Below are 24,285 nucleotides of genomic sequence, written 5' to 3'. Positions count from 1 at the left end.
GGCTTGTGTGCCTGAACGCACGGCGCCTTCGATAAAGGCAATGTGCCTTCGAACACCCTGACTCTGGAACCGAGCTGTTTCCCGCTCGTACTCCCGCCATCACGGCAAGGGATCAGCTATGGCGCGAAGCATCGGTCAACGCAGCCGCGGGCGACTGGCGATAGGTGGGCATCCCATTTATTCGACTCTTTTGCCCATCCCGATCCTGTGCTTCATCGGTGCACTGGTCACGGACATCGTCTACACTCGCTCTCCGGAGATGATGTGGCTCGATTTCTCGAGCTGGCTACTGTTTGCCGGCTTGATCGGCGGTGGAATAGCAGGTGCCATCCTGATCATCGAGTTGGTCCGCTCAGGCCGAGCGCGTAGCGGCGCGTTGTCGATCCACTTCGTGCTGCTGCTTTCGGCCTGGATCGTGGAAGTGCTGAACTCCTTCATTCACGCGCGCGACGGTTGGACGGCCGTGGTGCCGACAGGCATGACCCTGTCAATCGTGGCAGTGGTGCTCAGCCTGCTAGCAGGCTGGTTCTGGCAGTCGGCAAATAATGGAGATCGGCGATGAACAATCGGGTCGCGGCGATCTTCGCACTTCTGCCGCTTGCGGCCTGTGGCGGTGGGCAGGACATTGACGCGAACAAGCAATATGGCGCTACGCCGTTGCTTCCCGAGCCGCACGAGCAGTTGATCGCCGACGTCGGCGTTTACGAGACGGTGGGCTGGAAGCCTGGCGAGACTCCCACCGTTCCGGCCGGGTTCCGTGTTGAGGCGATCGCCACCGGGCTTTCCAATCCCCGCAACATCTTGCCGCTGCCCAACGGCGACGTGCTGGTGGTCGAATCCAAGAACGAAGCCGGCGAGCCGGTGCAGCGGCCCAAGGATCCGATCCGCGACTGGATCATGGCGCGTGCGCACAGCCAGTCGCAGAGCGGGCAGGCGCCGAATCCCAGCAACCGCATCACGCTGATCCGCGACGCCAACGACGATGGCCGGCCCGATGGCCGTTCGGTGCTGATCGACCACCTGAACGCGCCGTTCGGCATCACCATGATCGGAAACGAGCTGTACGTCGCCAACACCGATGCGATCGTCCGCTATCCGTTCACGCCGGGGCAGACCCGGATCACGGCGCCTGCGGTGAAGATCGTCGATTTGCCAGCCGGACCGATCAACCACCATTGGACCAAGAGCCTGACCGCCAGCCCCGATGGTACCCGCCTGTATGTCGGAACCGGATCGAACAGCAACGCGATGGAACGTGGTCCCGAAGCTGAGGCAAACCGCGCTGCCATCTTGGAAGTCGATCCGCGCAGTGGCCTCTGGAAGGTCTTCGCCAGCGGGCTGCGCAACCCCAACGGCCTGACCTTCTATCCTGGCACCAGCACCCTGTGGGCGGTAATCAACGAGCGTGACGAACTCGGACCCAACCTGGTGCCGGATTATATGACTTCGGTCCGCCCGGGTGCGTTCTATGGCTGGCCGTACAGCTATTACGGCCAGCATGTCGATCCGCGCGTCCGGCCGCAGCGGCCCGACATGGTCGCTCGTGCGATCGCGCCCGATTACGCGCTAGGGTCGCACGTCGCGGCGCTGGGGCTCGCCTTCTATGCGGGGCAAAGCTTCCCCGCCGGGTACCGCGGCGGCGCCTTTGTCGGTGAGCATGGCAGCTGGAACCGCAGTGAGCCGCACGGTTACAAGGTCGCTTTTATCCCGTTCCGTAATGCCAGGCCTGCCGGTAATCCGGTCGACTTCGTCTCCGGGTTTCTGAAGGACGGCAAGGCGCGCGGCCGACCGGTTTCGGTCGCGGTCGATCGAGCGGGGCGCCTGCTGGTGGCCGACGACGTCGGCAACACCGTATGGCGGGTCAGCTACGCGGGGCGCTGAGCAGCGGACAGCGGCCGGAAACCCTGTGGTTCCGATGCTGGCCTTGTGATCGCGGCTCGAAGACCGCACTTCGCGATCGTCACTGCGTAGCGAGGTCGCCATGAAGAAGATCGGGTTCCTGTCTTTCGGCCATTGGTCGGCGGCCCCGCATTCCGCGACTCGCTCGGCCAGTGACGTGCTGATGCAATCGATCGAACTGGCCGTAGCTGCGGAGGAACTCGGCGCGGACGGCGCGTACTTCCGTGTCCATCACTTCGCCCAGCAACTGGCCTCGCCGTTTCCGCTGCTTGCAGCGATCGGCGCGCGGACCAAGCGCATCGAAATCGGCACCGGCGTGATCGACATGCGCTACGAAAACTCTTTCTACATGGCCGAGGATGCCGGCGCCGCCGACCTGATCGGTGGCGGACGGCTGCAGCTGGGCATCAGCCGCGGTTCGCCCGAGCAAGTGATCGAGGGCTGGCGCCATTTCGGCTACGCGCCCGCGCAGGGGGAAAGCGACGCCGACATGGGTCGCCGCCATGCCGAGGTGCTGCTGGATCTTCTCGAGGGTCAGGGCTTCGCTCAGCCCAACCCGCAGCCGATGTTCCCCAATCCGCCCGGCCTGCTGCGCCTCGAGCCGCACTCACCGGGACTGCGCGAGCGCATCTGGTGGGGGTCGGCATCTAACGCGACCGCGGTTTGGGCGGCGCAGATGGGCATGAACCTGCAAAGTTCGACGCTGAAGGCTGACGAAAGCGGCGAACCCTTCCACGTCCAGCAGGCCAAGCAGATCCGCAGCTATCGCGCCGCTTGGAAGGAAGCCGGGCACACCCGTACACCTCGCGTCTCCGTCTCACGCTCGATCTTCGCGCTGGTGGACGACCGCGACCGCGCCTATTTCGGCCGGGGGGACAGCAGCGATCAGGTCGGCGTCATCGACAATATGCGTGCGGTGTTCGGCCGCTCCTACGCCGCCGAGCCCGACCGGCTGATCGAGCAGCTGCGCGGCGACGAGGCGATCGCCGAGGCCGACACGCTGCTGCTCACCGTGCCCAATCAGCTCGGCGTCGATTATAACGTCCATGTCCTGGAGGCGATCCTGACTCACATCGCCCCCGCGCTCGGCTGGCGCTGATCCTGGCATAGAGCGGCACGGCAACGCTGGCGTTCGCTGCGGAATCGGCCATGACGGCAGCGGGTGTCGGGGGTCACGCACCGCTCGGTCTGGCCCTGTTTATGCTACTGATTCGCGATAGGTGACGAACGTGCGCGATACCCGCGCATAAGCAGCGCTTCCGGCGCCTCTATCCGCGCCCAAGTGCAATTGACAAAAGTCTTTCCATATTCGATCCTGCTCCTTGTCGATGAACCGCGGCCAACAGCGGTTCGGGACGGGAGAGGGCTGCCCGCCTTCGCATGAAAGAGGGGCTTTCGAATGGCCAAGCAGCACGGCGTCCGGCATTTGCGCGCGCGGTTGACGCGCACGTCGCATTATCTTCTCTTCGGTTCGATCCTGTGCGCCGCCGCGCCGCTTCCCGTCGTCGCGCAAGCGCAACAGGCCCAGCAGGCCGCCGGACGCCCCGATGCAGCCTATACCGGGCTGGTCACCACTCGCTGGGGGCGCCAGGTCACGCCCGAAAACGCGTGGCGCAGCTATCCTCGCCCACAGCTCAAGCGCGACCGGTGGCAGAACCTCAACGGCAACTGGGACTATGCCATAACAAAGGCGAATGCGGTCCGGCCCGATCGGATGGACGGCAAGATTCTGGTTCCCTTTCCGGTCGAGTCGCGGCTCTCTGGTGTCGCCCGCCGCGTCACGCCCGATGACCGCATCTGGTATCGCCGCAGCTTCACCGTGCCCGCCAGCTGGTCGGGCCAGCGCGTCATGCTCAACTTCGGCGGCGTCGATCACGAGGCGCATGTCTGGGTGAACGGGGCCGTGGTTGGCGCGCATAAGGGCGGCTTCGACACCTTCGGCTTCGACATCACCGATCAGCTTCGCGCGGGCGAGAACGAAGTGGTCGTCCAAGTCGCCGATCCCAGCTCGGCCGGAAGCCAGCCGCGCGGCAAGCAGATCCTCGATCCCTCCGGCATCTGGTACACCGCGGTCAGCGGCATCTGGCAGACCGTCTGGCTCGAGCCGGTGTCCAAGCTCCACATCGCCGATGTCCGCGCCACCCCTGACATCGATCGCGGCGTGGTCGACGTCGAAGTCGCGCTCAGCGCCTGGGCCGACGATACCGACGCGGTGCGCGTCACCGCGCGGTCCGGGGGCAAGGCGATCGCCTCCACCCTCATCCGCGCCAATCGCCGCGCGACGCTCGCCATTCCCGGCGCGCATCTCTGGTCGCCCGAAGACCCGTTCCTCTACGATCTCACCGCCGAGCTGGTGTCGGTGCGCGACCCCTATGCCGGGCAAAAGGACCGCAACCGTTCGTCCTACGACGCTCGCTTCACCCCGGCCGAGGACGCGACCTATGCCGCCGCGCAGGTCACCGGCGCTTCGCGCGATAGCGTCGACACCTATTTCGCGATGCGCAAGATCTCTGTCGGGCCCGGCCGGGTCGCCGGCCAGCCGGCGCTGCTGCTCAACAACAAGCCGTACTTCCACAACGGCACGCTCGATCAGGGCTGGTGGCCCGACGGCCTGTGGACGCCGCCCTCCGAGGAAGCGATGCGCTACGACCTCGAATGGCTGAAAAAGGCGGGCTTCAACATGGTCCGCAAGCACATCAAGGTCGAACCGGCGCGCTTCTATTACGATGCCGACCGCCTGGGCATGCTGGTGTGGCAGGACATGCCCTCGGGCGGGGGTGAGGATCAGTTCGTCACCGGCAACAGCAAGGCGCAGGCGGTGATGTCGTCCGACATGATGGCCCAGCATCAGGACGAACTGACGCACATGATCGGCGATCTGCGCGCTTTCCCTTCGATCGTGATGTGGGTGGTCAACAATGAAGGCTGGGGCCAGTATGACTCCGCCACGCTCGCCCGCTATGTGAAGGGCATGGATCCGTCGCGGCTGGTGAACGCTGACAGCGGTTGGCTCGACGTCGCGCCCGACGTGTCGGACGTGCTCGACATCCACACCTATGAGGATGTGCCCAACGTGCCCGCCCGGCAGAGCCGCCGCGCAATCGTAATCGGCGAGTATGGCGGCATCGGCCTTCCGGTCGCGAACCATCTCTGGCGCCCGGGCAAGGACAATTGGGGCTACCAGGCCGCCAAGGACAAGGGCGATTATCTCACCCGCTATCGTCGCAAGATGGAAGGCGTGATCACCCAGGCGCGCGACCATGGCCTCAGCGCTTCAGTCTATACCCAGACGACCGACGTCGAGGATGAGATCAACGGTCTGCTGACCTTCGATCGCGCGGAAGCAAAGGCGGACGCCGACACGTTGGCACGGATCGCCGCGCCACTCTGGCCCAAGAACTAGGAGCGAAACCGCCGCGGCGAGAAGAAGTGGAAATGTGGACGAGCTGCGTCCAAATGCAATTGACAAGTGAATTGTCATATTATTGAATGAGGCCAAGCCAAGATCGATTCAGATCCAACAGCCGGCATTAAGATCGGCACTTTGGCTACGTGGGAAATTACCGGTCGCGCACCAGTTGCGGCCAAATGGGGAGGTAATGAGCTATGCGTGCTCTCAATCTGTACACGACATCCACTGCACGGCGCCGCACCTTGGCGTCCACCTTGCTGCTTTCGGCGAGCATGATCGCCGGCATCGCACCCGCAGCCTATGCGCAGGACGCTGCCGGCGCGCAGACGGGCGATGCCACCGCCATTCAGGCCCCTGGAACTCCGGGCGGTGCCACCGGGCCATCTCAGGATAGCTCCGATCCGAACCAGGCAGCTACGACTGAAGACGTCGTCGTCACCGGCTATCGCCGCTCGCTCGAAGAAAGCGTGAACCAGAAGCGTGAGGCCAACGCTTTCGTTGACGTCATCACCGCCGAAGACGTCGGCAAGTTCCCCGACAAGAACGTCGCCGACGCGCTGCAGCGCGTGCCGGGCGTGGTCATCACGCGCGACGGCGGTGAGGGCGCGCGCGTCAGCATCCGCGGCCTTCAGCCCGGCCTGTCGCTGACTCTATTGAACGGCAACTTCCTGGCGGGCGCGGACAGCGGCCAGCCGCAGCGGTCGTTCAACTACGTCCTGCTGCCGTCGACATTCATTGCCAGCACCGAAGTCTACAAGTCGCCAGAGGCGCGTATCGAGGAGGGCGGTGTCGGCGGCACCATCATCCTCAACACCCGCCGGCCGCTCGACGTGCCCTCCATGTCGGGCTTCGTGTCGGCAGAGGGCACCTATGCCGATACCACGGAGAAGTTCGAACCGCAGCTCGCTGGTCAGATCTCTTGGAAAAACAAGGACGAAACCATCGGCCTGCTGGTCGGCGGCGTGTACCAGAAGCGATCCAACCGCGAGCTGCGCGGCGGTGCCGGCCCGTGGCGCTGGTGGAGCGACCGGACCAACGGCGTGGTCAACACGCGCGCCACGGATGTGAATGGCAATCCGTATGAGAACGATGCCGCCATCTCTTATTGGCCCGGCACCGGTCAGGCCACCACCGACGGCAGCCAGCGCTATTCGGGCTACTGGGCACCGCAAGTGGTGACCGCCGAGGCGTTCAACCAGGATCGTGAGCGCTGGGGCGTTCAGGTCACTGGCCAGGTTAAGCCGACAGACGAGCTGACCATCACGTCCAACTACTTCCGCTTTCAATATTCGAGCGACTTCATCGCCAATCGCATCCAGGTGCCGGAATGGGGTTATGGCCGCTTCTTCACCGGGGCTACGCTGGATCCGAGCGGCACGATCTTCCAAGGGGCGAACTTCGCGTTGCCCACGCCCGGCACCGGCTGCCTCGCACCCGCCAATCCCGCGACCACGCCGATCTGCACCATGGAAACGCCTTGGCTGACGGGAACCTATAGCCGCGAGAAGCAGGTATCGAACACCTTTGAGACCGAGGCTCGCTACGAGCGCGACCACTTCATCGCAGTGCTCAAGCTCGGCAAAACCAAGGCGGAGGGTGGCCCGTCGACCCGCTTCCAGGTCGCGGTCAAGCCGCGCCTCACCATCCGTGGTCAGGAGGCGAACGGCAGCACCTACAGCAACTGGGACATCTCTGAAGGACGTGTGAACTTCGAGTTCGACCCAGCGGTCCAACAAAACATCAAGAACGGCATTGCGCAGGTTGATATCGGCTCCACGAACTCGGGCTTCGACAACAGCAAGATTTCGCAACGCTATGTCCAGCTCGACCTGACCCGTAGCTTTGATGACAGCTTCATCCGATCGGTGCAGATCGGTGCCAAGTGGCGCGATCTAGGCATCCTGCGCGAGACCGGCCGCAACGAGTGGTACACGACCTACGAGGGCCAGCAGCGGCGGTATCAGGACACCCCGGACGGCGCGGTGGCGCGGCCAGAGTTCTTCTATGACAAGCCGATCGACAACATCACCGGCGGTTTCACCACCAACATCATGCCAGGCATCGATTTCGAGCGGTTCCTGAACTACATCAACACGACCTACGGCCAATCGACCCGTGTTCCTGAGCCGAACAACCTCTACCGTGTCGGCGAGAAGGTGTGGGCCGGTTACGCCCAGATCAATTTCGGCAGCGGCGGGTTCCGCGGCAACATTGGTCTCCGCATCGCCAAGACTAACCAGACGAGCGACACCTCCGATCGCCTCGCCTACAATCTCGACTATTGCGTCGATGGCCCTGGCGGTCCTTTCTCCACCGTTGGTCGGCCGCTGGGTGCGGACGGCAACTGTCTGATCCGGCCGCTGGCGGAGCGTGAGCGCATCATCAACGTCCGCACCGGCGGGGAACGCAGCTACACTGACTGGCTGCCCAGCCTCAACCTGTCCTATGAGCTGGCGCCCGACCTGCTGATCCGCGGTGCGGTGGCAAAGACGGTTGCTCGGCCGGCGCTGTCTGACCTCGGTGGAGCGCGCTCGCTGACGTTCAACTCGCCCGAGTTTACCTTCGATCGCGCCGAATTCGGTGCATTTGAGGGCTGGTCGGGCAGCGGCGGCAATCCGGACCTGCAGCCGTTCCAGGCTTGGCAGTACGACGCGGGCATCGAGTGGTATTTCGCCCGCGGCTCGGTGGTCGGCGCGACCGCGTTCCGGAAGGATGTGAAGAACTTCGTCGTACCGCTGACCATCGACGTGACCCGCGACGTCGCAGGGGAGCAGGTGCTGATCCGACCCTACTCGACTCAGGCCAATGGCGGTGACGCGGTGTCGCAGGGCGTCGAGGTCTATGCGCAGCACACGCTGCCCTTCGGGCTCGGTGCGCAGGCTAACTTCACCTACAACGACACCTCCTCGGCCGAGATCACGCTAAACGGCCAGAGTGTGGGGTCCTCGGCGTTGGTGGGCAGCGCTAAGACGCAGATCAACGGCTCGATCTTTTACGAAAACGAGCGTCTGCTGCTCCGCGCCTCCTACAACCGTCGCGGCGAAGTGGTGGGCGGGCTCTCCTCGGGTCTCAATGTCTACACAGCGCCATATGAGCAGGTCGATCTGAATGCGTCCTTCGAGCTAATGAAGGACCTGGTGCTCACCGCCTCGGTGATCAACCTGACCAAGTCGGAGGAGCGCAGCTATCTCGGCAACGACACCAAGGCGCGCCTCACCAATCGCAACTATTTCGGCCGCCGTGGCTATGTCGGAATTTCCTACAACTTCTGATCGCGGTCGGCCCCCCTCCGCGCCTTGGGTGGCTCCTTCGGGAGCCACCCGTTTTTTTCTTGAAAAGGCGGTGCAGATGATGAAGCGGCTTCTTCGCCTGGGGCTCGGCGCCACTGCGCTGCTCGCCTGCGGGCTCGCCACAGCCTCCAACCCGATCGTGCCGGGCTGGTATGCCGATCCGGAACTCCGGGTGTTCGGCGGGCGCTACTGGATCTATCCCACCTATTCCGATCATGCGGGCACGCCCGATGTAACCGATCGCTTCTCGCCGGCCCAGCAGGAGGCACGCAAGCGCAAGACGGTGCGCCCGTCCTACGGGATGCAGACTTTCTTCAATGCCTTCTCCTCAGCCGATCTGGTGCATTGGACCAAGCACAGCCACGTCTTCGACGTGCGAAACGCCGCTTGGGCGGCCTATGCGATCTGGGCCCCTTCGGTGATCGAGGCGAACGGGCGCTATTACATGTTCTTCAGCGCCAACGACATTCAGAGCGACAATGAACTGGGCGGCATCGGCCTGGCGGTCAGCGACAAGCCGGGTGGGCCGTTCAAGGACGCCATCGGCAAGCCGCTGATCGATAAATTCCACAATGGCGCGCAGCCGATCGATCCCTTCGCCTTCCGCGACAAGGATGGGCAGGTCTATCTCTATTATGGCGGCTGGCAGCACTGCAACGTGGTGCGACTCAGCCGTGATTTGAGGTCGGTGGTGCCGTTCCCGGACGGCTCGACGTACAAGGAGATCACGCCGCCCGGCTATGTCGAGGGCTCGTTCATGGTCGAGCGCAAGGGCGTCTATTATCTGATGTGGTCGGAGGGCGGCTGGACCGGCCCGGACTACAGCGTCGCTTACGCGATGGGGCCGAGCCCTACGGGACCGTTCAAGCCGATGGGCAAGATCCTCAAACAGGATTTCGCGATCGCGCGCGGGGCGGGGCACCATTCGGTCGTGCAGGTGCCGGGCACCGACGACTGGTACATCGCTTATCATCGCCGTCCGCTCGACACCGACCGCGGCGAGCATCGTCAGGTTGCCATCGACAGGATGGTCTTCAACGCGGATGGTACCATCGCGCCGGTGGTGATGACGCGCGAAGGCGTCGCGCCGCGGCCGATCGCGACCAAGTAACGAACATGGGGAGAGACAGGGTGAAGAACGCTTGGGTGAAGCGGCTGCGCGCCGGGACCGCAATGTTGGTGACGCTGGGGCTGGTGGCGCCGGCGCCGCTGCTCGCCCAGGCCGCGCAGCGCGAAGCCCTGGTCGATCTGGTGAACCCGCTGATGGGCACCGACTCCGACTATACCTTGTCCTATGGCAACACTTATCCCGCGGTGGCGGTGCCATGGGGCATGAACTTCTGGTCGCCGGTCACTGGCAAGATGGGCAGCGGCTGGGGCTATACCTATGACGCGAACAAGATCAGCGGCATCAAGCAGACGCACCAGCCCAGCCCTTGGATGAACGACTACGCCGCGTTCGAATTGATGGGGACGACGGGCCCTTTGCGGATCAAGCAGGATGAGCGCGCCTCCTGGTTCAGCCATAAGGCGGAAGAGGCTAAGCCTTACAGATACAAGGTTTATCTTGCCGATCACGATGTAACGGCAGAGGTCGTTCCCACCAGCCGCGCCGCCCAGTTCCGCTTCACCTTCCCCGAAAGCGACGACGCCCACATCATCCTGGACGCCTACAACGAAGGCTCCATGGTCAATATCGACACGAAAAATCGAACGATTTCAGGGTATGTAAGGAACAACAGCGGCGGCGTCCCGCACAACTTTCACAACTTTTTCATAGCGAAATTCGATCACGACTTCACCGTAAGCCGCACCTGGGATCAAAACTGGCAATTACGCGACAATTCTCGAAGCGAAGGCGCCCATGTCGGCGCGGTGGTCAGTTTCAAGACCAGACGGGGCGAGCAGGTGGGCGTGAAGGTCGCCTCCTCCTTCATCAGCCCCGAACAGGCTGAACGGAACCTCACCCAGGAAGTCGGTAGCGATAGCTTCGCGCAAACCGAAGCCAAGGCGCGCGCGATCTGGGAAACCGAACTGTCGCGCATTCGCGTCGCCGATCCCGATAAGGATGCGCGCAAGACCTTCTATTCGGCGCTGTACCGGATGCTCCAGTTCCCGCGCACCTTCCACGAGGTCGATGCGCAAGGGAAGACGGTGCATTACAGCCCCTATGACGGACAGGTGCATCCCGGGCCGATGTTCACCGACAACGGCTTTTGGGACACTTGGCGCGCGGTCTTCCCATTCTTCGCGCTGATGTATCCGGATGTCGACAGCCAGATCATGCAGGGTCTGGTCAACACGTACAAGGAGTCGGGATGGTTGCCGGAATGGGCAAGTCCGGGCCACCGCAACGTGATGATCGGCTCCAATTCGGCGAACCTGATCGCCGACGCTTATGCCAACGGGGTGCGCGGCTTTGACGTCGAGACGCTGTACGAAGCGATGGTCAAGAACGCGACCACGTCCGAAGGCCGCCCGCGCGACGCCAAGGGCAATGTCGTTAACGCCGTGGGACGCGAGGGCGTCGAATATTACAACCGCCTAGGCTATGTGCCCTATGACGTCGGCATCAACGAGAATGCGGCGCGGACCCTGGAATATGCGACGGCAGACTTCTCGCTGTCACGCCTGGCGGCGATGCTGGGCAAAAAGGAGGATGCGGCGAAATACGCCAAGCAGGCGCAGAACTATCGCAAGCTCTATGACACGCAGTCGGGCTGGATGCGCGGTCGCAATCAGGACGGCAGCTGGTCGACGCCGTTCAATCCGCTGAAATGGGGCGACGCGTTCACCGAAGGCAATTCGCTGCACTATAGCTGGTCGGTGATGCAAGATGTGCAGGGACTGATCGACCTGATGGGGGGCGACAGGAAGTTTGTCGACCGGCTAGACTCGATCTTCACTGCGCCGCCGCTATTCGACGACAGCTACTATGGCCAGACGATCCACGAGATCCGCGAGATGCAGATCGTCAACATGGGTAATTACGCCCATGGTAACCAGCCTATCCAGCACATGATCTATCTGTACAATTGGGCTGGGTCACCTTGGAAGGCGCAGTATCACGTACGGGACGTGATGAAGAAATTGTACGCGCCAACGCCCGACGGCTACCCTGGCGACGAGGATAATGGGCAGACGTCAGCATGGTATGTGTTTTCTGCGATGGGGTTCTATCCAGTTACGCCGACGGTCGGGCAATATGCTATCGGTAGCCCGCTGTTCCGCAACGTCCAGCTGGCACTGCCAAATGGCAAGCGATTGTCGATCGAGGCGGAAAACAACACCGCCGACAATGTCTACATTCAGTCGGTCACGCTAAACGGCAAGCGGCACGACAAGAGCTGGCTGTCGCGCGAGCAGCTGATCGGCGGTGGTACGCTACGCTTCGTGATGGGCAGCAAGCCAAATACCGCCTGGGCGAGCAGCAAGGCGGCAGCGCCGTTCTCGATGAGCGCACCGGCGAAATGAAAGAAACAGCCATGAACATCACCCGTCGTGATCTGGTCGCCGGCACCGGCGCGCTCGCGCTCACCGCGCTGATGCCTGCACCCGCTTTTGCCGCACCCTTCGTATCGCAGCGCCCGCCGCGCGAGAAGCGCGCCTTCACCAGCCCCGCCGTAGAAGCCGAGATCAAGCGAGTGAAGGCGAAGATCGCCGACCCGGAGCTCGCCTGGCTGTTCGAGAATTGCTACCCCAACACTCTCGACACCACGGTCCAGCCTGGCACCCTGGACGGCAAGCCCGATACCTTTGTTATCACCGGCGACATCAACGCGATGTGGCTGCGCGACAGTTCGGCGCAGCTTCAAACCTATGTGCACCTGACGCCCAAGGACAAGGCGTTGAGGCGTCTGTTCCATGGCGCGCTTCAGCGGCAGGCGCGGTGCATCTTGGTCGACCCGTACGCCAACGCGTTCATGAAGGAAGCGACTGCCAAGTCGAACCTGGGCGCGGTCAACGATCTGACCGAGATGAAGCCGGGCGTTGCCGAGCGGAAATGGGAAATCGACTCTCTGTGCTACCCGATGCGGCTGGCGCATGCCTATTGGTCGGCGACGCGCGACAAGGCCCCGTTCGACGATTTCTGGGCGAGCGGTATGAAACAAGCCGTAGCGACGCTTAAGGAGCAGCAGCGGATCGACGGGCCGGGATCCTACCGCTTTCAGCGGCGCGATCCTTCGCCCACCGAGACGCTGATGTTTGGCGGTCTTGGTTCGCCCACGAAGAAGGTTGGATTGATCCATTCGGGGTTCCGCCCGTCCGACGATGCTTGCGTGTTTCCCTTCCTGATCCCGTCGAACCTGTTCGCGGTTTCGGCGCTAAGGATGCTGGCGACGGTGCTGCGCGAGGCACGGGGGGATGTCGAGGGCGCGGTGGAAGCCGAAGCGTTGGCGTCGGTCGTCTCGGACGCCCTGGAGAAACACGGCAAGATGCCCGACGGCCAGACCTGGGCGTTTGAGGTGAATGGATATGGCGATGCCATCTTCATGGACGACGCCAATGTGCCAAGCCTGTCGGCGCTACCGCTGCTCGGGGCTGCGGATCGCCGCGATCCGCTCTACCGCCGCACCGCCGCGCTTGCCTGGAGCCCGCGCAACCCGTATTTCTTCGCGGGCAGTGCGGGCGAGGGGATCGGCGGACCCCATGTCGGCATGGACATGATCTGGCCGATGTCGATCATCACGCGCGCGCTGGTGAGCGATGACGAAGCCGTTATCCGCCAATGCCTTGGCTGGCTCAAGAAAACCCATGGCGGCACCGGCTTCATGCACGAGAGCTTCCACAAGGACGATCCCGCGAAGTTCACCCGCAGCTGGTTCGCCTGGGCCAATGGCCTGTTCGGCGACCTGATCCTCGACGTTGAGCGCCGCATGCCGGCATTGCTCAACGTAAAATACTGATTGTACCGGAAGGCTTAGTTCATGATCACCGCCAATCGTCGCCAGCTTCTCTCCGGCACCGGCCTAGCGCTCGTCGGCAGCGTGGTGCCTGGCACTGCGTGGGCACAGGCGCCCGCGGCGGGAAAGCCCGATCTGTTCGTCGGCACCGGCGGGCATGGCCATACCTTTCCGGGGCCATCGCTGCCGTTCGGCATGGTGCAGCTGGGACCGGACACCGACAATGCGCGCTGGGACGCCTGCTCGGGCTACCACCGCACCGACGGTTCGATCATGGGGTTCAGTCATACGCATCTGTCCGGAACCGGCATTGGCGACATGCTGGACGTGCTGGTGGTGCCGACGCGCGGCAAGCTGGAGCTGAAGCCCGGCCCCCTCGATAACGCGGATGGCGGGTACCGGCAGCGCTTCTCCGATGAATTCGCGGAGCCGGGCTATTACCGCGTGCGGCTGGAGTCTGGCGTCGCTGCCGAGCTGACGGTGACCGAACGCGTAGGCCTGCACCGCTACCGCTTCCCGCAGGGGGCCGGGCACATCCTGATCGACTTCGCTCATATGATCCTGGACAAATGGGACAAGGGTGCACTGATCGAGAGCGCGTCGCTGGCGCTGGGCAGCGACGGCATGCTGACCGGCAGCCGCAAGGTGAATCGCTGGGCCAAGGGCCGTGACATCCATTTCGCCATGCAGCTTTCGCGCAAGCCCGACCGGGTTGAGTTCTTCGGCGACGACGACAAGCCTGCCGCAAAGAGCGCGAAGAGCGTCACGGGGAAGAGCCTGAAGGTCGCGTTGTTCTTCGATCAGGCCGGCGGCGAGCCGATCCTGATCAAGACCGGCGTGTCGGGCGTGTCGGTAGACGGCGCGCGCGCGGCACTGTCTGCTGAAGCGCCGGACTGGAACTTCGACGCTGCCGCAGTTGCGGCGCGGCGAACCTGGGCGCGCGAACTGGACTGCGTGCGCGTGAAGGGCGGCACGCCAGCGCAGCGCACCATCATGGCAAGTGCGCTGTACCACACGATGCTGGCGCCCACGCTTTTCACCGATCGCGACGGCCGATACATGGGTATGGACCGGCAGGTACATCAGGCCCCCACGGAAGCGCCGGCGTTCAGCACCTATTCGACGTGGGACACCTATCGCGCGCTGCACCCGCTGCTGACGTTGATCCGCCCCGAACATGCGGAGATGTTCACCCGCGACCTGATCCGTCAGACCCAGCAAAGCCCGTATGGCCCGCCAGTGTGGCCGCTGCAGGGAATTGAGACTGGCTGCATGATCGGCTGGCACTCGGTAGTGATCATGGCCGAAGCCAAAGCAAAGGGCATTGACGCCGACTATGCCGCCGCCTGGCCCAACATCCGCCGCCGCGCGTTCGACCCCAAGTTCAAGGACAGCGACAGCTCGCTCGGCCGCGAACATTACTATGCGCTGGGCTACATCCCCGCCGACAAAGTGTGGGAATCGGTCAGCCGCACTCAGGAATATGCCTATGATGACTGGGCAATGGCGGTGCTGGCCGACGCGGCGGGCGCGCATGACGATGCCGCGGCACTGCGCAAGCGCAGTCTCAACTATCGCAACGTCATCGACCCGCAGGTCGGCTTCGCGCGTCCACGCTTTTCGGACGGGAAATGGTGGGGTGCGCCGTTCGATCCGATCCAGATCGGCCATATGCCCAAGCCATGGTGGCGCGATTATACCGAGGCGAATGGCTGGCAGGCGACCTTCCTCAACCAGCATGACACCTATGGTCTTATCCAGCATTTCGGCGGAGAGGCCAAGTTCGAGGCGAAGCTAGACGCGTTCTTCAACGGGCCCTCGACGCTGCCCGAAAACGCGCCGCCCGACATCAGCGGCTTGGTCGGGCAATATGCTCATGGCAATGAGCCGGATCAGCACGCCGCCTATCTGTATGCGTTCTGCGGCAAGCCGTGGAAGACGCAAGCGATGGTCCGCCGGCTGCTGACTGAGATGTACAAGGCCGATCCGGACGGGGTAATTGGCAACGACGATTGCGGGCAGATGAGCGCCTGGTTCGTACTGAGTGCGCTCGGCTTCTATCCGGTGGATCCGGTCAGTGCGACCTATGTGTTCGGATCACCTTTGTTCGATGAGGCCGAGCTGGACCTCGGGCAGGGGCGCAGACTGCGCGTCCGCGCGCGCGGCAACGGTCCGGACAGTCCTTATGTGCAATCCGTGCGGTGGAATGGCCGACCGTGGACGCGCAACTGGATCTCGCATGCCGATCTCGTCAAGGGCGGCGAGTTGGTTTTTGAAATGGGGCCGAAGCCTTCAGCGTTCGGGACCAAGCTGGCGGATCGTCCGCCTTCCTACGGCGGGATCCCAGAGTGAGATAAGGCCGGCACCCCGATTTCTACGGCGCACTCGAAGTCTGGGGGGCGGTAGCTGAGGCATCGGAGTTCCGCCTGAGCACCGCCGCAGCTGCGCCTCGATCTTCTCCCCGACAAACGGTTTTCTGTTAAGGTGACTACCGGGATCGGGCCGGGCATTTACGCGGGCCCGTAGCTGGCTTTGGAGGTGCATCCTGCCACCTCCGTAACGCCGGCTATAAGCCCGGGTGACGAAGGTGGAATATGCGCTGAGCCTAGAGCACCTGTCGGAGGCCCGCGCCATCGGCGGGGGCTTTCCACAAGGCGCCCGGCTTGGGCAGCAGGAAGTGGCTGAAAGGCAGGATGGCGGCGCCCACCGCTGGCGCGTCCTGGGACAGTTCGGCCCGTGCGACCGGGGCGATCGCGGGAAGGGTGCCGGCCCCCGCTTCCATCAAGCTGTTGGCGCGTTCCGCCAGCCGCTCCACCAAACTGGCGGGGAGACGCCCGCCGATCAGAATGACGGCGGGATTGATGAGACAGTTGATCGCTGTGAGTGGCGTCACGAGGCGCCTTGCCGCCTGCTCGATCCAGGCCTCGACGCAGGCCTCGGCTTCAGGAGCCGGCGTGCTGCGCATCATATCGCGAAGCCCGAAGCCATGCTCCTCCAGATGCCGCGAAAGCCCCGAAAGCGAGACGAGCTTCTGCACCTGTTCCCCGCCCGCGCCATCGTCCAGTGCGCGCATGAAGCCCAGCTCACCGCTGCGACCGTTGGCGCCGCGGAGATAAGCATTATCGATCACCAAGCCCCCGCCAAGACCCGAGGAGATAAGGATGTAGAAAAAGCTGCCATGCCGCTGGCCATGGCCGAACTGCATCTCCCCCATCGCGGCGGCAGCGGCATCGTTTTCGGTGAAGACCGGGAGGCTGAAGGGTTCGTCGAACAATTGCGCAAAGTCAACGCTCTCCCACGCGGCATAGGCTGGCGGCCGGCCCGGTAGGTCGACGCTGCCCAGCTGGTCGGGAACCGCGACGCCAAGTCCGACGACCTTCGCGATGTCCACCTGTGCCGAGCGCAGCATGTCGTGGATCGAGCGGCGATACAGCGCTCGGACCTGATCGGGCAGGGCGAAATCGACTTCTTCCGACACCCGGGCGAGCATCTGACCGGCGAAATCGACAAGCACGATCGTGACATGGTCGCGGTCGACATTGACGCCGATCGAGTAACAGGCGTCTGCCCGGACGACGAGCTTGGTGGGAGGCTGGCCTCGGCTGCCGCGCTGCTGCCCTGCCTCCTCAATCAAGCCGTCCTGTAACAGGCGACGGGCTATGTTGGCGATAGCCGCCGGGGTAAGCCCGGTGATACCCGCAAGCTCGACGCGCGTCAGCGAGCCGCAAACCCGAATGGCATGCAGCGTGACCCGCTGGTTATGATCGGCGGCGCGCTCCAGATTGGTGCCGGAAAGCCGCGGACGGGTGCGAAGAGCAGGTGCCATCACCCCTGCTTTCGAAGCGGGCGGCGCAGTCTGTCGTCGGCCCGTGAAGGGCGCGAGGCGGGGGAGGTCATCGGTATAGTTAGCCCTGATGAGTGTCGGATGCGCAGTCCGAACATTGCAGCGCCTGCCAGCTGTGTCCAGCGTCGTGGCCAGAATGATCGAAAGACCTCACAATGCAGGCACTAGATGAAGTGGCTGCGCCGTGGTGGACTATTGGAAGTCTCGAAGCTTCGGGCCGAGATTAGTGGCATCAGGGTAGTGCCGACTCGATCGAGCGTGCGGGACGGAGCGAGATTCGCCTTGCGGCATGCACATGACGACATCGCCTTCTCCCCTGTATGGAAAGGTCGTCTGCCGGTCGGCAGCGCCTCTTGACGAGCCAGCATGCCGCCACTCTCGGCCCGGATCAAGATCGTTCAATTTGGTCGTCGATCAGAGGTGAAGCGCAGGGTTGCCGATACCGGGAAGTGATCGGACGGGTAGACGCTCCCTTGATGGTAAGTGTGCGTTTCGGCAGCGATGACGGCGAAGCCGCGGGTGAAGAGATAGTCGATCCGGCGGTCCGGAACGCCGGTGAAGTCGTGAAAAGTCATTTTGGGGCCGCGGCGTCGGGCGGCATGTTCGCGCGCGTCCGCCAGCGCGGCGACGAAGGCGCGATAGGCGCCGCTGTCCGGACGGGCGTTCATGTCACCGGCCAGGATGATGGGCAGATCTCCGGCCAAGACAGGCAACTGGCCCACGATCAGTGCAGCCGCCCGCGCCCGCGCAGCGGCATCCTGTTCGCGGTGCGCCAGATGCGTGTCGATGAACAGGAAGCGGTGCGGGCGCGCGCCGCGCGTGTCGAAGATGCCCCAGCTGGCCAAGCGGGGCAGGTCGGTCCCCCAGCTCATGCTGCCAGGCTGTTCGGGTGTGTCGGACAGCCAGAAATCGCCCGAGTGCACAAGCCGCAGCCGGTCGGGACGGTAGAAGATGCCCATATGCTCGTCGGCGTGCTCGCCTCTGCGATCGCGTCCGAACCAGCGGTAGCCGGGCAGCGCGCGCACCAGATCGTCACCCTGGCGCTGAAACAACTCCTGCGTGCCGATCAGGTCGGGCCGCGCCTCGCGGATCAGGTTCACCATCACTGGGCGCCGGACCGCCCAGGGCTGCGGCCCTTGATCGGAGGGGTAGCGGACGTTGAACGACATGACGTGCAGCGAAGGCGCGCAGGCAGTCAGAAGGAAGAGCGCGAGCAACGCTCCGAGACGCGGGATCAGGGACAAGCGGCTTGCCTTCGATAAAGTGGCCGTATCCGACCAACGGACGGGTTGATCTTCGCGTTTGTGCCACGATGATGCGAGCGGTAACAAGACGTGAATAGGAGGAACCCCTAGATGCCGGATGTGGGGCAGGCGACCGTTCGCCGAGTGACGTGGCGGCTGATGCCCTTTCTGGGGCTCTTGTACATGATCGCGTATATCGACCGGCAGAACATATCCTACGCCAAGCTGCAGATGGTCGACGCCCTGGGCCTGAGCGAAGCCGCGTATGGCCTAGGCGCGTCACTGTTCTTCATCGGCTATTTTCTGTTCGAAGTACCGAGCAATTTGTTGCTCCACCGCGTTGGCGCGCATGTGTGGTTCACGCGCATCATGGCAACATGGGGCATCATCACGGTGCTGCTGGCGTTCACGCCCAACCCCACGGTGTTCTACCTGCTGCGCTTCCTGCTGGGCGTGGCGGAGGCGGGGTTTTTTCCCGGTGTGCTGTACGTGCTGACCTTGTGGTTTCCGGTCGAACATCGCGCGCGGGCGGTGGGGCTGTTCATGCTGGCGAGCGCAGTCGCCAACGCAGTGGGCGCGGCGATCGGCGGGTTGCTGCTGGACCAGGACGGCACCTTCGGGCTGGCGGGCTGGCAATGGGTGTTCCTGGCGACTGGATTGCCAGCAGTGGCGCTCGCGCCCGCGGTGTTCTTCCTGCTGCCGCGAGGACCCGAAGCGGCGCGCTGGTTGAGCACCGAGCAAAAGGCATGGCTGGCGAGCACGCTGGACGATGGCAGCGCCGCGGCCGAGCACGGAGGCGTGCTGTCCACGCTGCGCGACCGCCGCGTGCTCCTGCTGTGCCTGGTCTATATCGGCTTTCCGCTCGCGGCTTATGGCCTCAGCTATTGGTTGCCGACGATCGTCAAGAGCTTCGGGGTGTCGAACACCACCAATGGCTTGCTTAACATCATCCCTTGGACACTTGTAGGACTCGCGCTGTGGGGGGTACCGCGAATGGCGGCGCGGTTCCGCAACCAGGTGTGGTTTGCGGCCGGGCCGGCGCTGGCAGGTGCGATGCTGCTGGTATTGAGCGTGCTGGTGACCGATGTGACGCTGCGCTTCGCGTTGCTGAGCCTGGCCGCCGCGGCGATCTTCTCGGGACAGCCGGTGTTCTGGACGCTGCCGCCGCGTTTCCTGTCGGGTGCGCATGCAGCCGCGGGCTTCGCCGCAGTGAACTCGGTGGGCAATCTGGGCGGTTTCGTCGCGCAGGCGGTGGTGCCCACGATTCGCGACCGCACCGGCAGCGACATCGCGCCGATGCTGTTCCTGGCGGTGTGCCTGGCAGCGGCTGGGCTGGGCGTGCTCGCCGTGGAACGGATGCTGCCGCGCCCGCGCTAGTCGGTCATCGGAAAAGCCTTGAGCACCGCGTCATATTGGCGGCGCGAGATCTGGATCATCGATCCGTGTCGCACATCCGTGGGCATGGCGTAGCGGTCCCAGTCTGGCTGGCCGGTGTTGCCGGATACCTGATACCAGGGCCCTTCAAGGCTGCGGCCCTTGGACAGGCCATAGCTGGTGCCGGCATATTGCTCGTAATAGAGCAGCCATTCGCGATTGTTTGGCGCACGAATGATCGTCGGCGCTTCGCGGAAATTTGGGCTGAGCGGTGGTCCCGGCAGCGGGTACGGGCCGAGCAACGAGGCCGCGCAGCTGATGCGGATCGTCTTGCCGGTGGTCCATGCATAGGACGGGTAGCGTTCGTCCTTTACGATCGCGCAATAGCCTTCGCCGTCTTCGCGGGGCTGAATGACCGTATCGATCGTCGCCATGTTCCAGTCGAACAGCCGCCTGGGGGCACTGGCGAAGCGGCGTAGATCCTCCGACACGACATAGACGGTGCGTTGGCTGGTCCAATAGCTTTCGGGATCTTCCTTCGAACCCGGAACGGTCGGGGTGTGCCAGGTCAGCAGGAACTGGCGGGACGCCTTGTCGAAGAAGAGCTTGGGCGCGCCGATGCGCTGCTGCGCATTGGTCAGGCCCGGGATGTGCGCCAGATCGGGCTGGTAGGTGGCGTAGGGTGTCCAGCGGATGAGATCGGTGGAGACCCAAAACCGGATCAGGCGATCGTCGTCGCTATTGTTGCCGACCAGGAAGTAGCGGCCATCGACCCCCTGCGCGATTGAGGCATGGCCATGATAAACGCGCGAGACGGGGGCTCCGCTGTTTAGCCGCTTCCAATGCAGCCCATCAAGGCTGACCGAGTAGTGGAGAACGCCGTATCGGGCCTTGGTCATGTGCGCGAAGAGATAGGCCCTGTCCGGATCGACGAAAGGCGTTTCGGGCGCACCAGGAGGCGGACCGGGCTGAAGGGTCTGTTGCGCACTGCCCGGAGTGGCCGTCAGCGATGCGGCGATGATGGCGGCGGGAACGAGTGCGCGCGCCGAGCGCAGGCGCTGGAAAAGACGAGACAAGCGATGCTCCCATAATGCGCGTGGGTTGAACTGGCGACCCCGAGGCGTGCCGATCAGGGCGATGCGAGGTTGCCGGCCGGAATGCTCTCATCCGCCACATCCTCACCAGGCACGTAGCGCACCACCCATTCGGGTTGGCCCTTCGGCGACAGCTCGATGTCGGGCATCCCGATCGGATCACTGCCGGTTTCGACCCATCCGGCGCCCATGCAGCGGGGACAGACCGCCCGTTTGCAGCGGAAGCTGACCAGGTCGATCTCGGTGTTCCATTCGCCATAGCCATGACAGACTGGACATTTGGCATCCAAGGTCCCGTTGCGCGGCTTCAACGGAATGATGTCGAAGGCGTGCGGGGCGTCGGGACCAGCGGGGTGAACTATTTTGCTCGCGTGAGGCATGGAGCCCTAACGGTTTGCGACCCTAGCGGGTCCTTTCGCGATGATCCCCCGGTGCATGACGAAGTCGACATGTTCCAGGCGTGTGACGTCTTGAAGCGGGTAGCCGGTCACCGCGATTATGTCGGCAGTCTTCCCGGGGGCAAGTGTGCCTATGTCGTTACGGCCGAGCAGGTCGGCGGCGTCGATCGTCGCGGCGGCGATGGCTTGGCTGGGGGTTAAGCCGTTTTGGACGAGGAGCGCGAATTCGGTGGCATTATCACCGTGCTTCGACACCCCGGTATCGGTTCCGAACGCGACCTTCACCCCTGCGGCATAGGCGCGGCGGTGATTGGCGGCCATGGCAGCAGCGGCTTCCTCTGCCTTTACGATCGTCGCGGGCGGCAGGGCGCCGCCGCGCGCCTGCGCCAGCGCGGCGACAGGCGCGATCTCCGTCGGGACCAGATAGGCGCCCTTGGCCTTGAACAGCCTGATGGTCTCATCGTCCAGGAAGGTGCCGTGTTCGATGGAGTCGACACCTGCCTCAAGCGCGGCCCGCGTGCCTTCGGTCGCGTGGCTGTGAGCCGCGACCTTGCGGCCGAGTGCATGCGCTGTTTCGATGATCGCGCGCATCTCCTCGGGCGTCATCGCGCGCCCAAGTCCGCCACTCACGTTGGAGAGCACGCCACCTGTCGCCGCGAACTTGATGACGCGGGCGCCGAGCGCCACCTGCGCGCGCACCGCGCGGCGGCAATTATCGGGACCGTCGCACAGGTTGATCTCCTTGGCGTGGACCATGTCGGCAAATTCCTCCGCCAGACCGTTGCCATCGTCGCCATGCCCGCCCGTCACTGAGATCATCTCGCCGGCGTTGGTGATGGTTGGTCCATCGACCAGCCCGGCATCGATCGCGTCGCGCAGCGCACGGATACCGCGTGGATCGCCGCCCAGATCACGAACCGATGTAAACCCCGCCGCAAGCGTGGTCTTCGCGTTGGCAACCGCCGTCATCTGATTGTCGAAGCGGTCACGTGTCAGCGCCTCCAGCCGCGCCCGCATCGGATCACCGCCGACCCCCCAAAGGTGGACATGCATGTCGATCAGCCCGGGCAGGACGAATGCGTCGCGCAGATCGATCAGGGCGGCGCCGGCTTCGGGCGGGGCGAACCCGTCGCGGACCTCAGCGATGTTGCCGTCACGTACGATGATGGTGCTGTTGCCGCGCGGCGGACGGCCGGGGCGGTCGAGCAGCGTGCCGGCCTGAATATAGGTCGTCTGGGGCGTGGTGGGTCGCGCCGGCGGGATCTGCGCCAGCGCGGGCGTGGCAATCGTGGTCGCGAGCGCGATCAGGAACGGCTTCATCGTCGGTATCTCCCCTGTGACAGCATGCTCGCCCAAGTGCCGCGCTTCCGCAAGCCAGATCGCCCGGGGCCGACGCAACCGCCGGAACGATGCGAAGGGCGTTCGGTTTGTCGATTACGACGAAAGCGAGGAGCGTGATGCACAGCGAGGCTACCCAACCCAACCGCAAGGAGCGGCGGCGTCTTGCGGCGCTGATCAAGCGCCCTGCCGAGCGAGCTTGCCGCTGTTGTCAGAGCGGAAACGGGATGGCGGAAATTGATGTACATGCTGTAGGTGGCCTGCCTGAAATGAAGCCCATCCGCTGAAGCTTCTGTTCAACCGCAGCCAGCGTAAATCTTATCCTCAGTATTGGGCCCTAGGCTTGCCTCGGTGGACAGAGGCGAGTGACTTAATTGGGCGGCACCTTCATCTGCGAGCGCGCGGCAGTCGACGATCCCGTCGTGGCGGATGCGTGGGATGCGCTTGCGAAGACCGCGGGGACGGCGAACCCGTTCTATGGGCGCAAAGCGCTGGCAGCGTGCCTCGATCTGCCCGAAGCGCAAGTGCCGCAGCTGCTGCTGGTGCGCCATTCGGAAAGCGGGGCGTTAGCCGGGCTGTTGCCCGTCGCTACGCGGCGCAAGCGTGGTGTGGCGGTTTGCGTCGAGAATTGGGACCAACGGGTCCGCGCGCTTGGCGAGCCGCTGGTGCACGCCGGGGCGGAGCGGAACTTTTGGCGAGCAGCGCTGCCGGTGCTCGCGCGCATGCCTGGGCAGTATCTGCGGTTGTCGGCGCTGGATGGCGACAGCCCTTCGACGTTGGCGTTGCTGACCGTGCTGCGCGACGCAGGGCGCAGCCATTATGTCACACGCGATTATGGCCGAGCGGTGCTGAACCGCGGCCTTTCCAGCGAGGCGCATGCGGTGGCGCATGTCCGCCCCAAGGTGCTGAAGGAGCATCGCCGCCTTCGCGCTCGCCTGGGCGAACACGGGGCGCTGAGCTTCGAACGCCTCGCACCCCGTGAGTCCGTGGACCCGTGGATCGACACGCTGTTCGAACTGGAGGCCACGGGATGGAAGGGCCGGGAAGGGGTTGCCGCGAATGCTGATCCGGCGACCGAACGATGTTTCCGCACCATCCTTCACGCCGCCAATCGCGCAGGAACCCTGGACTTCCATCGAATGAGGGTTGGTGATCGCACGATCGCAATGCTCGCCAATTTGGAGCGCGGCGACGAAGCGTTCCAGCTCAAGATCGCGTTTGACGAGGATTGGGCGCGCTATTCGCCCGGCGTGCTGATTGAGATGGAATATCTGCGCCATGCGTTGGACGTGCGCGACCTGCGGCAGGTGGATAGCTGTGCCCGCGCCGACCACCCCATGATCAATCGGATCTGGCCCGATCGGCGCCGGATCGTGTCGCTTGCCATTCCGTTCGAGAGCCTTGGCTCACGCCTGTTGTGCGCGGCAATGGCCCGGATGCGGCAGCGCGCCGATGGATCGCTTACCTCCACAACGGCAGGATGACGGC

Annotated in this window: 16 protein-coding genes; 11 read left to right on the top strand and 5 right to left on the bottom strand. The window is 64.0% G+C overall.

All coding sequences use genetic code 11. From position 1 onward, the window contains the following. Positions 1-118: 118 nt before the first annotated feature. From FHT02_RS10980 to FHT02_RS10940, 9 genes are all read left to right on the top strand, one after another. The gene (locus FHT02_RS10980; protein WP_184087441.1) at positions 119-562 is read left to right on the top strand and encodes a DUF2231 domain-containing protein; all 444 of its coding nucleotides are present in this window, start codon (positions 119-121) and stop codon (positions 560-562) included. After that, on the top strand, positions 559-1,881 hold the full coding sequence (locus FHT02_RS10975; protein ID WP_184087439.1) for a PQQ-dependent sugar dehydrogenase: 1,323 nt from the start codon (positions 559-561) through the stop codon (positions 1,879-1,881). The genes FHT02_RS10980 and FHT02_RS10975 overlap by 4 nt, the downstream gene beginning before the upstream one ends. A 100-nt stretch (positions 1,882-1,981) precedes the next feature. After that, positions 1,982-2,998: an LLM class flavin-dependent oxidoreductase gene (locus FHT02_RS10970; protein WP_184087437.1), complete on the top strand. Its 1,017-nt coding sequence runs from the start codon at positions 1,982-1,984 to the stop codon at positions 2,996-2,998. A gap of 300 nt (positions 2,999-3,298) precedes the next feature. After that, complete coding sequence (locus FHT02_RS10965) at positions 3,299-5,302, top strand: glycoside hydrolase family 2 protein (protein ID WP_184087435.1); 2,004 nt, start codon at positions 3,299-3,301, stop codon at positions 5,300-5,302. Positions 5,303-5,505: 203 nt separating this feature from the next. Next, positions 5,506-8,583, top strand: coding sequence for a TonB-dependent receptor (locus FHT02_RS10960; protein WP_246352335.1), 3,078 nt, complete (start codon positions 5,506-5,508; stop codon positions 8,581-8,583). A 76-nt stretch (positions 8,584-8,659) separates the two neighbouring features. Next, entirely contained in the window at positions 8,660-9,712 is a 1,053-nt protein-coding gene (locus FHT02_RS10955; RefSeq protein ID WP_246352334.1) for a glycoside hydrolase family 43 protein, read from the top strand. 62 nt (positions 9,713-9,774) lie between these two features. Further along, positions 9,775-12,075 (top strand): GH92 family glycosyl hydrolase, encoded by a 2,301-nt coding sequence (locus FHT02_RS10950; protein ID WP_184087535.1) that lies wholly within the window; start codon positions 9,775-9,777, stop codon positions 12,073-12,075. 11 nt (positions 12,076-12,086) lie between these two features. Next, positions 12,087-13,508: a glycoside hydrolase family 125 protein gene (locus FHT02_RS10945; RefSeq protein WP_221239434.1), complete on the top strand. Its 1,422-nt coding sequence runs from the start codon at positions 12,087-12,089 to the stop codon at positions 13,506-13,508. A gap of 21 nt (positions 13,509-13,529) precedes the next feature. Further along, positions 13,530-15,857 carry a GH92 family glycosyl hydrolase gene (locus tag FHT02_RS10940; protein WP_184087431.1) on the top strand — a complete coding sequence of 776 codons (2,328 nt, stop codon included), beginning with the start codon at positions 13,530-13,532 and terminating at the stop codon, positions 15,855-15,857. A gap of 253 nt (positions 15,858-16,110) precedes the next feature. On the opposite strand, the gene FHT02_RS10935 is transcribed toward FHT02_RS10940, so the two are convergent. Both FHT02_RS10935 and FHT02_RS10930 read right to left on the bottom strand, forming a co-directional pair. Beyond that, on the bottom strand, positions 16,111-17,331 hold the full coding sequence (locus tag FHT02_RS10935) for an ROK family transcriptional regulator (RefSeq protein ID WP_184087429.1): 1,221 nt from the start codon (positions 17,329-17,331) through the stop codon (positions 16,111-16,113). A 416-nt stretch (positions 17,332-17,747) separates the two neighbouring features. Next, on the bottom strand, positions 17,748-18,593 hold the full coding sequence (locus FHT02_RS10930; RefSeq protein WP_246352333.1) for an endonuclease/exonuclease/phosphatase family protein: 846 nt from the start codon (positions 18,591-18,593) through the stop codon (positions 17,748-17,750). Between the two features lie 111 nt (positions 18,594-18,704). Here FHT02_RS10930 and FHT02_RS10925 point away from each other — a divergent pair, with 111 nt between their 5' ends. After that, positions 18,705-19,970: an MFS transporter gene (locus FHT02_RS10925; protein WP_184087427.1), complete on the top strand. Its 1,266-nt coding sequence runs from the start codon at positions 18,705-18,707 to the stop codon at positions 19,968-19,970. Here FHT02_RS10925 and FHT02_RS10920 read toward each other — a convergent pair. Genes FHT02_RS10920 through FHT02_RS10910 form a run of 3 tightly spaced genes read right to left on the bottom strand, consistent with a single transcriptional unit; the run spans position 19,967 to position 22,857 of the window. Continuing rightward, positions 19,967-21,043, bottom strand: coding sequence for a glycoside hydrolase family protein (locus FHT02_RS10920; RefSeq protein ID WP_246352332.1), 1,077 nt, complete (start codon positions 21,041-21,043; stop codon positions 19,967-19,969). The genes FHT02_RS10925 and FHT02_RS10920 overlap by 4 nt on opposite strands. A gap of 53 nt (positions 21,044-21,096) precedes the next feature. Then, the gene (locus FHT02_RS10915) at positions 21,097-21,441 is read right to left on the bottom strand and encodes a hypothetical protein (protein ID WP_184087426.1); all 345 of its coding nucleotides are present in this window, start codon (positions 21,439-21,441) and stop codon (positions 21,097-21,099) included. A 6-nt stretch (positions 21,442-21,447) separates the two neighbouring features. After that, positions 21,448-22,857, bottom strand: coding sequence for a metal-dependent hydrolase family protein (locus FHT02_RS10910; protein WP_246352331.1), 1,410 nt, complete (start codon positions 22,855-22,857; stop codon positions 21,448-21,450). A 314-nt stretch (positions 22,858-23,171) separates the two neighbouring features. On the opposite strand from FHT02_RS10910, the gene FHT02_RS10905 reads away from it, so the two are divergent. After that, a complete protein-coding gene (locus tag FHT02_RS10905; protein ID WP_184087422.1) occupies positions 23,172-24,281 on the top strand; it encodes a GNAT family N-acetyltransferase in 1,110 nt (369 codons plus the stop codon). The last annotated feature ends 4 nt before the right edge of the window (positions 24,282-24,285 follow it).

Origin of the sequence: Sphingomonas xinjiangensis (assembly GCF_014199255.1) — a bacterium.
Classification (GTDB): domain Bacteria; phylum Pseudomonadota; class Alphaproteobacteria; order Sphingomonadales; family Sphingomonadaceae; genus Sphingomonas; species Sphingomonas xinjiangensis.
This window is presented reverse-complemented; position numbering and strand designations above follow the sequence as displayed.

Coding starts and splice junctions, on each gene's coding strand:
- FHT02_RS10965 (WP_184087435.1), top strand. CDS start 3,299: ATGGCCAAGCAGCACGGCGTCCGGCATTTGCGCGCGCGGTTGACGCGC.
- FHT02_RS10915 (WP_184087426.1), bottom strand. CDS start 21,441: ATGCCTCACGCGAGCAAAATAGTTCACCCCGCTGGTCCCGACGCCCCG.
- FHT02_RS10935 (WP_184087429.1), bottom strand. CDS start 17,331: ATGGCACCTGCTCTTCGCACCCGTCCGCGGCTTTCCGGCACCAATCTG.
- FHT02_RS10940 (WP_184087431.1), top strand. CDS start 13,530: ATGATCACCGCCAATCGTCGCCAGCTTCTCTCCGGCACCGGCCTAGCG.
- FHT02_RS10980 (WP_184087441.1), top strand. CDS start 119: ATGGCGCGAAGCATCGGTCAACGCAGCCGCGGGCGACTGGCGATAGGT.
- FHT02_RS10960 (WP_246352335.1), top strand. CDS start 5,506: ATGCGTGCTCTCAATCTGTACACGACATCCACTGCACGGCGCCGCACC.
- FHT02_RS10970 (WP_184087437.1), top strand. CDS start 1,982: ATGAAGAAGATCGGGTTCCTGTCTTTCGGCCATTGGTCGGCGGCCCCG.
- FHT02_RS10955 (WP_246352334.1), top strand. CDS start 8,660: ATGATGAAGCGGCTTCTTCGCCTGGGGCTCGGCGCCACTGCGCTGCTC.
- FHT02_RS10950 (WP_184087535.1), top strand. CDS start 9,775: ATGTTGGTGACGCTGGGGCTGGTGGCGCCGGCGCCGCTGCTCGCCCAG.
- FHT02_RS10945 (WP_221239434.1), top strand. CDS start 12,087: ATGAACATCACCCGTCGTGATCTGGTCGCCGGCACCGGCGCGCTCGCG.
- FHT02_RS10975 (WP_184087439.1), top strand. CDS start 559: ATGAACAATCGGGTCGCGGCGATCTTCGCACTTCTGCCGCTTGCGGCC.
- FHT02_RS10925 (WP_184087427.1), top strand. CDS start 18,705: ATGCCGGATGTGGGGCAGGCGACCGTTCGCCGAGTGACGTGGCGGCTG.